13 protein-coding genes and 1 pseudogene are annotated in these 11668 nt (G+C 70.4%); 5 read left to right on the top strand and 9 right to left on the bottom strand.

Features of this window, described 5'->3' with window-relative positions:
* The 6 genes from CF8_RS20785 to CF8_RS06995 all read right to left on the bottom strand — a co-directional run bounded on the left by CF8_RS20785 (position 1) and on the right by CF8_RS06995 (position 4060).
* Positions 1–648 (bottom strand): TetR/AcrR family transcriptional regulator, encoded by a 648-nt coding sequence (locus tag CF8_RS20785; protein WP_010832431.1) that lies wholly within the window; start codon positions 646–648, stop codon positions 1–3.
* 57 nt (positions 649–705) lie between these two features.
* Positions 706–1053 carry an MGMT family protein gene (locus CF8_RS07010; protein ID WP_010832430.1) on the bottom strand — a complete coding sequence of 116 codons (348 nt, stop codon included), beginning with the start codon at positions 1051–1053 and terminating at the stop codon, positions 706–708.
* Between the two features lie 10 nt (positions 1054–1063).
* The gene (locus tag CF8_RS07005; RefSeq protein ID WP_010832429.1) at positions 1064–1579 is read right to left on the bottom strand and encodes a PH domain-containing protein; all 516 of its coding nucleotides are present in this window, start codon (positions 1577–1579) and stop codon (positions 1064–1066) included.
* A gap of 29 nt (positions 1580–1608) precedes the next feature.
* Positions 1609–1779, bottom strand: a complete 171-nt coding sequence (locus CF8_RS21910; RefSeq protein WP_156887169.1) for a hypothetical protein — start codon at positions 1777–1779, stop codon at positions 1609–1611.
* An 82-nt stretch (positions 1780–1861) separates the two neighbouring features.
* Positions 1862–2863: a methylmalonyl Co-A mutase-associated GTPase MeaB gene (gene meaB / locus CF8_RS07000; protein WP_408635545.1), complete on the bottom strand. Its 1002-nt coding sequence runs from the start codon at positions 2861–2863 to the stop codon at positions 1862–1864.
* A 12-nt stretch (positions 2864–2875) separates the two neighbouring features.
* Complete coding sequence (locus CF8_RS06995; RefSeq protein ID WP_010832427.1) at positions 2876–4060, bottom strand: acetyl-CoA C-acetyltransferase; 1185 nt, start codon at positions 4058–4060, stop codon at positions 2876–2878.
* Between the two features lie 113 nt (positions 4061–4173).
* On the opposite strand from CF8_RS06995, the gene mce reads away from it, so the two are divergent.
* From mce to CF8_RS06975, 4 genes are all read left to right on the top strand, one after another.
* The gene (mce, locus tag CF8_RS06990; RefSeq protein WP_036492422.1) at positions 4174–4620 is read left to right on the top strand and encodes a methylmalonyl-CoA epimerase; all 447 of its coding nucleotides are present in this window, start codon (positions 4174–4176) and stop codon (positions 4618–4620) included.
* A 108-nt stretch (positions 4621–4728) separates the two neighbouring features.
* A complete protein-coding gene (ccrA, locus tag CF8_RS06985) occupies positions 4729–6069 on the top strand; it encodes a crotonyl-CoA carboxylase/reductase (RefSeq protein WP_010832425.1) in 1341 nt (446 codons plus the stop codon).
* Positions 6070–6219: 150 nt separating this feature from the next.
* Complete coding sequence (locus CF8_RS06980; protein WP_010832424.1) at positions 6220–7563, top strand: hypothetical protein; 1344 nt, start codon at positions 6220–6222, stop codon at positions 7561–7563.
* A gap of 191 nt (positions 7564–7754) precedes the next feature.
* Positions 7755–8891, top strand: a complete 1137-nt coding sequence (locus tag CF8_RS06975) for an AI-2E family transporter (RefSeq protein WP_010832423.1) — start codon at positions 7755–7757, stop codon at positions 8889–8891.
* Here the strand turns inward: CF8_RS06975 and CF8_RS06970 are convergent.
* Entirely contained in the window at positions 8869–9867 is a 999-nt protein-coding gene (locus tag CF8_RS06970) for an EamA family transporter (protein ID WP_010832422.1), read from the bottom strand. The two genes, CF8_RS06975 and CF8_RS06970, sit on opposite strands and share 23 nt — an antisense overlap.
* A 38-nt stretch (positions 9868–9905) precedes the next feature.
* Between CF8_RS06970 and CF8_RS06965 the strand changes: the two genes are divergently transcribed.
* On the top strand, positions 9906–10439 hold the full coding sequence (locus CF8_RS06965) for a CGNR zinc finger domain-containing protein (RefSeq protein WP_010832421.1): 534 nt from the start codon (positions 9906–9908) through the stop codon (positions 10437–10439).
* Position 10440: 1 nt separating this feature from the next.
* Here the strand turns inward: CF8_RS06965 and CF8_RS06960 are convergent, their stop codons facing one another.
* Positions 10441–11217 carry an alpha/beta fold hydrolase gene (locus CF8_RS06960; RefSeq protein ID WP_010832420.1) on the bottom strand — a complete coding sequence of 259 codons (777 nt, stop codon included), beginning with the start codon at positions 11215–11217 and terminating at the stop codon, positions 10441–10443.
* A 47-nt stretch (positions 11218–11264) separates the two neighbouring features.
* Positions 11265–11668 (bottom strand): annotated as a pseudogene (locus CF8_RS22985) (hypothetical protein); the annotation flags it as partial.

Here is an 11668-nt window from a genome sequence, read left to right as displayed (position 1 = left end):
TCAGCTGTCGCTTTCCGAGAGTGCGGCTTCGTCGAAACCGGTGAAGAGAAGGTCGAAGGCCCGCCGGATCGCGTCGTGGTGGCGGCGGGCGAGTGAGGCGTCGTTGGGGTCGGCGTCGGGGGTCTCGGCCACGATCAGGCGTGTCATCCGGGTGAGGATGGCGCCTGCGGACGCGGCCAGAGCGGCGACGTAGACCGGGTCGGCGTCCGCCCCGAGGCGTTGTCGCAGGCCGACCTCGAAGGCGTCGATCTGGGAGTCGGAGAACTCGCGGAGGAACCGGCGGGTCGCCGGCGACGACTCCGCTGCCCGCTCGAGCACGAAGGCCTGGGCGAAGACCGGGTCGTCGAGCAGGCCGGCCAGTACAGCGACGACCGACTCGCGCAGCGGCTCGACGGCAGGTCGGGCGAGGAACGCGGCCACGGTGTCCTGGGTGACCTGCTCGATCGAGGCGGTGAGGACGTCCTCGACCCGGGCGAAGTAGTTGAACAGCGTCCGGCGCGAGACGCCTGCCTCCGCCGCGATCCGATCAGCCGTCAGGGCGTCGATGCCATCCGTCGCGACGATCGCGACCGCCGCCTGGCTCAGGGCCTGACGAGTGCGCTCCTTCTTCATGGCGCGCAGCCCGCAGGAGGCGAGGTCGATGGTCATACCTGCACTGTAAGGCAACTTTGCACCATCGTGCACCTTCAGGCGGAGTGGTCCTGCTCACTCCTCCGGTGGCGCGAGGTCGGCCACCGCGTCACGCCAGTCGGCCGCGAGCCGCTCGAGGTCCGCGCGGTGCTCCTCGATCCGGCAGCCACCACCGCTCGTCCTGACGAGGATGCCCTCCTCGAGCCAGTGCGGACGGGCGCGCTCGAGCAGGTCCGGCGCGAATCCCCCACTGGCGTTGGTCACTCGCCACCACGTCACGCCGTCGCCGTACCGGCTCATGACGGCTCCGACCTGCCGCGGACCGATGCCGACGATCCGGCCGAGATCGCCGTACGTCGCCACCCGACCCGGCGGGATCAGGTCCACCGCCCTCAGGACCAGCTCGACGAGCCGCTCGTCCACCGCGGGGCCCTCAGTTGGAGACGCGCGGCCCGCGCAGGCCGGACCGCTGCACGACGCGCTGGATGGCGAGGTCGCGGTCGTCGGGGCGGCCCACGAACCGGATGTCGCGCAGCCCCTGCTCCTGCGCGGCGGACTCGAAGACGAAGTGCCCGAAGCCCAGCAGCCGACCGTGCAGCGGCTTCTTCACCGTGATGTCGAGGATCCGCGACAACGGCATGGTGGCGAGCTGCTGCGAGAGCACGCCGTGCACGCGGAAGACCCGCATGTTGGTGATCACGAAGCGGTCCATGTGCTCGCTCAGCGCACGCCAGGTCGCGTGCGCGAGGATGGCGAGCGCCAGCGCGAAGGGCAACCACGCCAGGTCGAGGTCGACGAACGGGACCGCGACCACGAGCGCGAGCGCCACGACGGCCTCCGCGATCGGCTGGAGGTAGACGATGCCGTGGTGGCGGACCTCGTCGACGATCACCTCGCCCTCCTCACGGAGGAGGTGCCGGCGGATGTTGGGGTCGAAGATGCCCCTCACGTCAGCAGCCCATGTCCCGAGTCACGACCTCACGACAGGGCGCCGACGAAGTCGATGATCGCCGTGAAGAGCTGCTGGGTGAGGACCCACGCCTGGTCCGCCCCCGACTTGGCAGCCTCGGCCAGCCCATTAGGGTCGGTGAACATCCAGAAGCCGAGGAAGACCACGACCAGCACGATGGCGAGCTTCTTGACGTTCATCGGGTACTCCTCGAGAAGCAGTGCACAGGACGGCCCCATGTCTACCAGCACCCGGTCCCCGGATCGCGCAGGCGCGCCCGCGCTAGGACTCGAAGGCGGCGAGCAGCGTGTCGGCGGCGGCGTAGGGGTCCGACTCCCCCGCGCCGACCGCCGCAGCGAGCTCGTCGAGCTCGGAGCGCCCGTGCACGTCACCCCAGCGGGCTCGCAACGCGGTCACCGCGATCGCCTCGATCTCGTCGCGTGCGCGGCGCGTACGGCGACGGGCGAGCTCGCCACTGTCCGCGAGCCAGGCGAAGTGCCGGTCGATCTCGGCGGCCACCTCGTCGAGGCCCTCGCCCTTGGCGGCGACCGTCTTGACGATCGGCGGCTTCCAGGCTCCCTCGCGGCGTTCGGCGAGCGCGAGCATGGAGCGCAGGTCGCGACGCACCTGGTCGGCGCCGTCGCGGTCGGCCTTGTTGACGACGTAGAGGTCGCCGATCTCGAGGATCCCGGCCTTCGCGGCCTGGATGCCGTCGCCCATGCCCGGAGCCAGCAGCACGAGCGTGGTGTCCGCGAGGCCGGCGATCTCGACCTCGCTCTGGCCGACGCCGACGGTCTCGACCAGGATCACGTCGCAGCCCGCTGCATCCAGCACACGCAGCGCCTGCGGGGTCGTCCAGGCGAGCCCGCCGAGGTGGCCGCGCGAGGCCATCGAGCGGATGAAGACGTCACTGTCGAGCGCGTGCTCCTGCATGCGCACGCGGTCGCCGAGCAGGGCGCCGCCGGAGAACGGCGACGACGGGTCGACGGCGAGCACGCCGACGCGCTTGCCGGCCTTGCGCAGCTCCGTGACGAGCGCGTTGGTGGAGGTGGACTTGCCCACCCCGGGCGAGCCGGTGATGCCGACGACCTGGGCCTGCCCGGCATGCGGCGCCAGCGACGCCATCACCTCGCGCAGCAGCGGCGACTCGTCCTCGACGAGCGAGATCAGCCGGGCCACGGCACGGGCGTCACCGGCGCGTGCGCGGGAGACGAGATCGGGGACCGACACCGCTGCGCGGCGTCGGCCCCCTCCCGTGGAGCTCGTGGTGGAGCGTGCGCTCACCTCGGGGACGGATCAGGCCTGCGGGACCCGGATGATCAGGGCGTCGCCCTGACCGCCGCCACCGCACAGGGCGGCCGCACCGACGCCGCCGCCACGACGCTTGAGCTCGTGGGCCAGGTGCAGCACGATGCGGGCGCCGGACATGCCGACCGGGTGGCCGAGCGCGATCGCGCCGCCGTTGACGTTGATCTTGTCGTCGGAGACGCCGAGCTGGCGACCCGACTCGATGCCGACGGCCGCGAACGCCTCGTTGAGCTCGAAGAGGTCGATGTCGGAGACGGCGATGCCCTCCTTCTCGGCGGCCTTCGCGATCGCGTTGGCCGGCTGGAGCTGGAGCGTGGAGTCGGGGCCGGCGACCTGGCCGGAGGCGCCGATCTCGGCGAGCCAGGTGAGCCCGAGCTCCTCGGCCTTGGCCTTGCTCATCACGACGACGGCGCAGGCACCGTCGGAGATCTGCGAGGCGGAGCCGGCGGTGATGGTGCCGTCCTTCGAGACCGGGCGGAGACCGGCGAGCGACTCGACGGTGGTGTCGCCACGCACGCCCTCGTCCTGGCTGACCGTGATGTCGCCCTTGCGGGACTTGATGGTCACGGGGACGATCTCGTCGTCGAACAGGCCGTTCTTCTGCGCGAGCGCGGCACGCTGGTGCGACTGGGCGGAGAAGGCGTCCTGCTCCTCGCGCGTGAGCTTGGCGCCGGCGACGTTGTGGCTGTCGGTGAGGTTGATCATCGCCTGGTCGGTGAACTGGTCGTAGAGCGCGTCGTAGGCCATGGAGTCGACCAGCTTGGTGTCGCCGTACTTGAAGCCGTCACGGCTCTTCGGCAGCAGGTGCGGGGCCAGGGTCATCGACTCCATGCCGCCGGCGACGACGATGTCGTGCTCGCCGGCGCGGATCATCTGGTCCGCCAGCGCGATGGCGTTGATGCCCGACAGGCACACCTTGTTGATGGTGATGGCAGGCACGTTCATCGGGACGCCGCCCTTGACCGCGGCCTGGCGGGCGGCGATCTGGCCGGCACCGGCCTGGATGACCTGGCCCATGATGACGTAGTCGACCTGGTCGCCCGTGACGCCGGCCTTCTCCAGGGCGCCGGCGATGGCGACGCCGCCGAGGTCGGCAGCGGACTGGTCCTTGAGACCGCCCAGGAGGCGGCCGATCGGGGTGCGGGCGCCCGCGACGATGACAGATGTGGACATGAGTGCTGCCTCCAGGAGAATCAGGGTTGACGTCTGCTCCTGACGATACCGCCGGTGTCTCACTGTGCGCCCGGAGAGGTGATTGACGAGACACGCTGATGGACGATGTCCCCATGACAGCCTCCGTCGAGATCCCCCAGCACCTGTTCACGGCCATCGACCACGTGGGGATCGCCGTCCCCGACCTGGACGAGGCCATCGCCTACTACCGCGACACGTTCGGGCTCCACGTCGCGCACGAGGAGACCAACGAGGAGCAGGGGGTGCGCGAGGCGATGCTCGCCGTCGGCGACTCGGGCTCGCACATCCAGCTCCTGGCCCCGCTCAACGCGGAGTCGACGATCGCCAAGTTCATCGACCGCTCCGGCCCGGGCATGCAGCAGCTGGCCTACCGCGTCACCGATGTGGAGGCGGTCTCGACGATCCTGCGCGAGCGCGGCGTGCGACTGTTGTACGACGCACCCAAGCGCGGCACGTCCGACAGCCGCATCAACTTCATCCACCCGAAGGACGCCGGCGGAGTGCTCGTCGAGCTGGTGCAGCCGGCCGCAGCACACTGACCTACGACGGGCCGGTTGGGAAGTACGTCACAACCCGCCCCACACCCGGTTACTCACGGGTACCTTGACCCTCGATCTTGGCCACAACTGCCTCACCAGGAGACATACGTGCAGAACATCCTCGACGCCATCCAGAGTGGCAACGCGACGTCCGACGACTTCGCGAACCTCGAGCTCCCCGACCACTACCGCGCCGCCTTCGTGAAGAAGGAGGACGTGGACATGTTCGAGGGCATGACCACCAAGGAGAAGGACCCGCGCAAGTCGCTGCACATCGGTGACGTCGCGCTGCCCGAGCTCGGCCCGGGCGAGGCCTACGTCGCGGTGATGGCCTCCGCCATCAACTACAACACCGTGTGGACCTCGATCTTCGAGCCCGTCTCCACCTTCGGCTTCCTCGAGCGCTACGGCCGCCTCTCCGAGCTGACCAAGCGCCACGACCTCGACCACCACATCGTGGGCTCGGACCTGGCCGGCGTCGTGCTCAAGACCGGCCTGGGCGTCAACTCCTGGAAGCCCGGCGACGAGGTCGTCGCGCACTGCCTGTCCGTCGAGCTCGAGGGCCCCGACGGCCACAACGACACGATGCTCGACCCCGAGCAGCGCATCTGGGGCTTCGAGACCAACTTCGGTGGCCTCGCGCACATCGCCCTGGTCAAGTCCAACCAGCTGATGCCCAAGCCCGCGCACCTCACCTGGGAGGAGGCCGCCGCTCCCGGCCTGGTCAACTCCACGGCGTACCGCCAGCTCGTCTCCAAGAACGGCGGCGACATGAAGCAGGGCGACAACGTCCTGATCTGGGGCGCGTCCGGCGGCCTCGGCGGCTTCGCGACGCAGTACGCCCTCAACGGTGGCGCCAACCCGATCTGTGTCGTGTCCAACGAGGAGAAGGCCGCCATCGCCCGCAGCATGGGCGCGGAGCTGATCATCAACCGCTCCGAAGAGGGCTACAAGTTCTGGAACGACGAGAACACCAAGCAGGACCCCAAGGAGTGGAAGCGCTTCGGCGCCAAGATCCGCGAGCTCACCGGCGGCGAGGACATCGACATCGTCTTCGAGCACCCGGGCCGCGAGACCTTCGGCGCCTCGGTGTTCGTCACCCGCAAGGGCGGCGTCATCACCACCTGCGCGTCGACCTCGGGCTACATGCACGAGTACGACAACCGCTACCTGTGGATGAACCTCAAGCGCATCATCTCCTCGCACTTCGCCAACTACCGCGAGTCGTGGGAGGCCAACCGCCTCATCGCGCAGGGCAAGATCCACCCGACCCTGTCGAAGACCTACTCGCTCGACGAGGTCGGCCAGGCCTCGCTCGACGTCCACAAGAACGCCCACCAGGGCAAGGTCGGCGTGCTCTGCCTCGCGCCCGAGGAGGGCCTCGGCGTGCGCAACCCGGAGATGCGGGCCAAGCACATCGACGCGATCAACCGCTTCCGCGGGGTCTGATCCAGTCCGGACACACAGCATTCACACCCCGGCACGCGATTCGTCCGCGAGCCGGGGTGTGTTTGTCCGCGCTGGTCAGACAGACTGGTGCGAAGGCCATCGGCCACGACACAAGCACGACACAGAGACGTAGAGAGTGGGTGCTCCACCATGAGCAGCGATCAGGGCCTGTCCATCTTCGACGAGGAGCCGGAGCCCGACACCGACCTCGACGCCGAGGTGTCGTCCCCGACCGCAGCCAAGGGCGCGCCCCAGAAGGGCGCCTCGGTGGATGACACGGCCACCCAGGTGATGCCCACGGTCTCGAAGTCCGCACCCCAGCCCGCCACCACGGCGCCCAGCGTCTCGGCGAAGAAGCCCCCGGCGCCCGCGCGCACCGCGCCGACCAGGACCTCCACCCAGACACTCGGCGAGTCGCTGGCCCAGGGGTCCGCCCGCCCCTCGACCTCGACCCCGGCGCCGACCACGACCGCGACCTCGTCGCCGTCGGGTGCAGCCGCCGGAGCAGCCCTGCCCGTCGTTCGCCGTGGCGGCTACGACAAGCCCGCCGTCGACCAGCGCCTCGCGCAGCTCGCCGCCGAGAAGTCCGGCCTGAGCAGCAGCCTGAGCGCCTCCGAGCAGCGCGTGCTGCAGCTCGAGTCGGAGCTGGAGAGCCTGCGCGCCGAGCTGGCCGAGAACAAGTCCCCCTCCTACGCCGGCCTGGGCGGTCGGGCGACCTCGATGCTCAAGCTCGCCGAGGAGGAGGCCGCCGACGTCCGCACTGCCGCCGCCCGCGACGCCGAGGAGATCCGCCTCCAGGCCAACCGCGACGCCAAGGCCGTGCGCGCCGAAGCAGCGCGCGAGGCCGACGACATGCGCCTGGTCCAGCTCAAGGAGCTCGACGAGATGCGCAGCCGGCTCACCGCCGACGCCGAGCAGGAGCGCACCCTGGCCAAGGGCGAGGCCTCCGACCTCCTGGCCGCCGCCAAGCGCGAGGCCGACCAGGTGCGCCTGGCCGCCCAGCAGGAGACCAACGAGCTGCTCACGACGGCCAAGCGCGAGGCCGAGCAGGCCCGTGCCGCCGCCGACCGCGAGGTGCAGGAGGCCCGGCGCACGCTGGCCGTGGAGAAGGAGCGCCTCGCCCGCGAGGCCACCGACCACCACACCAACGCCACCTCCGAGACGCAGCGACTGGTCCAGGAGGCCGAGCAGCGTGCCAACGCGGCCGAGCAGCGCGCCCGCGAGGCGACCACGCAGGCCAACGCCCACCGCCAGCAGGCCCAGAGCGAGGCGGAGGGCCTGCTCACCCGGGCCCGCCGCGAGGCCGAGCAGATCGTCGCCTCCGCGACGACGCAGGCCGACTCGATCGCGTCCAGCGGCGCGGCCGACGCCGAGCGCGAGCTCGCCGCCGTCCAGGCCGAGGTCGAGCGGATGACCAAGCGCCGCGACGCGGTCTCCGCCCAGCTCGGTGCGCTGCGCGACGTGGTGTCCGGCTTCGCCGAGGACGAGTCCTGACCTGGCTCGACCGCCTCCGGGCGGTCACCCCCGGCAAGGACACCCCACGACCGACACCGGGTCTCGACTCCCTCCAGGACTACGTCGAGGACGCGGTCGACCAGGCCGCCGACCAGGCTGACCGCGCGGAGGCCTCCGCCGACCGTGCAGACCTGGCCGCCGAGGACGCCCGTGACTCCGCGGAGACCTCGGTGGCCGTCGCCGAGCGCATCGACGACGCGACCGACCTGGTCGTCGACGGCGCCAGCACAGCGGCGTACGCCGATCCCCCGGCCGTGCCCGCACCCGAGACGCCCTCGCTGCTGCGCCACTCTCCCTTCAACATCGGCTTCTTCGGGGCCCTCGGCGCGATCATCGCGGTGTTCTTGAGCCAGCAGCTGCTCAGCATCTCGTCCGTTCTGATCCTGCTCGTGATGGCGATGTTCCTGGCGATCGGCCTCAACCCCACCGTCGAGTGGTTCATGAAGCGCGGTGTGCGCCGCGGCATCTCCGTGCTGATCGTGCTGGCCGTCGTCATCAGCGTGATCGCGCTCTTCGTCATCGCCGTGGCGCCGGTGATCAGCGAGCAGATCGCCCAGATCACCGAGAACGCGCCCGGCTGGTTGCAGGACCTCCAGCGCAACCAGCGCGTCCAGCAGCTCGACGAGCGCTTCGCGGTCATCGACAAGCTGCAGGACTACGTCACCGAGGGCGACTTCGGCCAGCGGGTCTTCGGTGGCGCCCTGGGCGTCGGCCTGGCCGTGCTGTCGGCGCTCGCCAACGCGTTCATCGTGGTCGTGCTGATGGTCTACTTCCTGGCCTCGCTGCCGAGCATCAAGCACGCCGCCTACAACCTCGCGCCCGCCTCGCGCCGGGCCCGCGTCAGCGACCTGGGCGACCAGATCATCCGCTCCACCGGCTCCTACGTCGCCGGGGCCTTCCTCGTCGCGGTGTGCGCCGGTGTCAGCACGCTCATCTTCACGTTCGTCGTCGGCCTGCGCGACTACAGCTTCGCGCTCGCCTTCATCGTCGCGCTGCTGTCGCTCATCCCTGTCGTGGGTGCCGTCGTCTCCGGCATCATCATCACCCTGCTGGCGCTCACCGTCTCACCGACGGTGGCGATCATCTCGGCGATCTACTACGTCGCCTACCAGCAGGTGGAGTCCTACTTCATCTATCCGCGGATCATGAAGCGCTCGGTCGACATCCCGGGCTCCGTCACGGTGATCGCGGCACTCGTCGGCGGCTCGCTCATGGGCATCGTCGGCGCGCTCCTCGCCGTACCCGTCGCCGCCGCCCTGCTGCTGCTGCACCGAGAGGTGCTGCTCAAGAGGCAGGACGCTCGCTGAGGTCCTGCTCCTCCGGGAGCGGCTCGACCGCGAGAGCACTGGTGCCCTCGCCGAGCTTGACCACGACGACGCCGGCCAGCACCAGCACGCCGCCGAGCATCTGCACCGTGCGCGGCAGCTCGCCGAGCAGCACCCAGGCGAAGACCAGCGCCATCAACACCTCGAGCAGTGCCACGAAGGACGACAGGCGCGAGCCCAGGCGACGGCCGGCCGCGATGCCGGTGACATAGGCGAAGGCGGCGGTCACCAGGCCGAGCGCGAGCACCGGCACCCACCACACGACCACGCGCGAGTCGTAGACGACGTCCGCCGTCGTGGCCCGCATGGGCAGCACTCCGAGCCAGCCGGCCGCGAGCAGCACGACTCCCCCGACCACCAGTCCGGCGGCGGCGAGGCTGATCGGCGGCAGCCCGTTCTCGGTGTCGGCGCCGATGACGAAGTACGTCGCCGCGCCGACCATCGCACCGAGCGCCCAGAGCACTCCGGTGGTGCTGAGGTCGGCACCCGAGACGACGTCGAGCACGAGGACCAGCCCCAGGGCGGCGATGACCGCCCCGACGACGGTGAGCCGGGTGGGACGGCTGCCGTGGCGCAGCCACAGCCACATGACCACCGCAACCGGTGCGGTGTACTCGATGAGCAGCGCCACCCCGACCTGCATGTAGCTGACGGCGTAGAAGTAGCACAGCTGCGCGCCCGCGACCGCGGCGATGCCGTAGGTCAGCACGGTCAGGCGGCTGTCACGCACCAGGTGCCAGCGGCCGCGCAGCGCGAGGGCGCCCGGCACGACGAGCACCAGCGCGGCGATGGCGATGCGGGCCGACACCGCGGCGCCGGCCGTCCAGCCGGCGTCGAGCAACCCGCGGGCCAGCGCACCGGAGAGCCCGAACGAGACGGCCGACGCGACCGCGAAAGCCAGTCCGGTGGTCGTGCCGGAGCGGCCCGCCACCAGCCTGTCATGAGTCATGGTCGCCATGGGTCATGACGCTAGTCCGACATTGGTAAGGTGTCAATGTGGCTTTCACTCATGACACCGCGGCGGCTCTCCAGTCCGCCGTCGCCCTCGCCAACACGGCCCTGGAGCCGGACACCCTGACGACCGTCGAGGCGCTGTCGGAGTTCTATGCCGAGCACGAGTACTCCGGCGGGCACCAGCAGGACGAGGGCGAGCTGGAGGCCGTCCGCGCGATCCGCGACGCCCTGCGCGAGCTCCTCACCGCCGACCGCGCACGCTCCGTGGAGCTGGTCAACGCCATCCTCGCCGACGCCCGGGCCGTGCCCCGACTGGTGCGCCACGACCGACTCGACTGGCACATCCACGCCATCGACGACGAGGCCCCGCTCGCCCAGCGGGTGATGGTCGAGACCGCCATGGCGATGATAGACGTGATCCGCGCCGACGAGCACAACCGGCTCGACCTCTGCGCTGCCGACGACTGCAACGGTCTCGTGGTCGACCTGTCGCGCAACCGCTCGCGTCGCTACTGCTCGACGGCGTGCGGAAACCGCGAGGCCGTCGCGGCCTACCGCGCTCGGCAGAAGGCCTGACTCAGGCCGGCACGAACCGCTTCAGCACCTCGACGAACACCTCGGGCTGCTCGGAGTGCACCCAGTGCCCCGCGCCCTTGATCGTCACCCGGCGCACGCGCGGGAACAGCCCTTCCATCGCCGGGGCGTAGTCGTCGAGGACGTAGGGCGAGTTGGCTCCCCCGATCCACAGCACGGGCTTGTCGAAGACCCCCTCGACAGTCGGCCAGTCACCGAGCGCGCCGAGCTCGTCGCCGAGCAGCTCCAGGTTCAGCTGCCACTGCCAGGAGTCACCGTCCCGGCGCAGGTTCTGCAGGAGGAAGGAGCGCACCGTCGTGTTGGGTACGGCGCCGCGCAACGCCGCGTCGGCATCAGCCCGGCTCGAGAGCGAGCCCAGGTCGAGTGCCCGCATCTCCTCGATGTAGCCGGCGAACTCACGCCGCCCGGCGTCGTAGGCGACGGGCGAGACGTCCACCACGACGAGCTTCTCGACGAGCTCGGGGTGGCGCAGCGCCAGGGTCATCACGATCTTGCCGCCCATGGAGTGGCCGACCAGCGTCACCGGGTCGTCGGCGGAGAAGAGCGTGGCGACGGTGTCGGCCATGTCGGCGTACGAGAACTCCTCGGTCCACGCCGACCGACCGTGGTTGGGCATGTCGATCAGCAGCACCCGGTGGTCCGCGGCGAACGCCTTGGCGATCTGCGTCCAGTTCTTGCCCTGCCCGAAGAGGCCGTGGCAGAAGGCGATCTGGGGGCCCTGCTCCCCCAGCCGGGTCACGTTCAGCTGCGTCGCGCTCACCGGGTCAGTGTGTCAGCACGCAGCGATGCGCCAATCGGGAGGACCGACTAGAAGTCGAACCCGTCGAACATCCCGCCGATGCCGTCGCCGATGCTCCCGAACATGTCGCCGAGGCCCTCGCCCAACGCGCCGATGCCTTCGCCGAGGCCGTCGAAGCCACCGCCGAAGAGCATGCCCATGAACATCCAGTCCATCGGGCCGAAGCCGCCGAAGTAGCCCTGGGCGTAGGGCTGGTAGGCGCGACCGCCCTGCCAGTAGGGCACCCGCCGCGAGCCGACCATCACCTTGCGGATGTCGGGCTCTGCACCGACCCGCACCCGCTCGGCGTCGAGCTGGCAGGCCGGGACGTCACGCCGGGCGCCGCCGGGCGGGGTGTAGGGCACGTCCACCACGGACATGCCGTGGCGCGGGTCGAAGAAGCACGGCGGCCGCCGTGTCGGCAGGGGGGCGG

Origin of the sequence: Nocardioides sp. CF8, assembly GCF_000389985.1 — a bacterium.
In the GTDB taxonomy this organism is placed as follows: Bacteria; Actinomycetota; Actinomycetes; order Propionibacteriales; family Nocardioidaceae; genus Nocardioides; species Nocardioides allogilvus.
The sequence above is the reverse complement of the archived record's forward strand: the minus strand, read 5'-3'. Positions and strand labels throughout refer to the sequence as shown.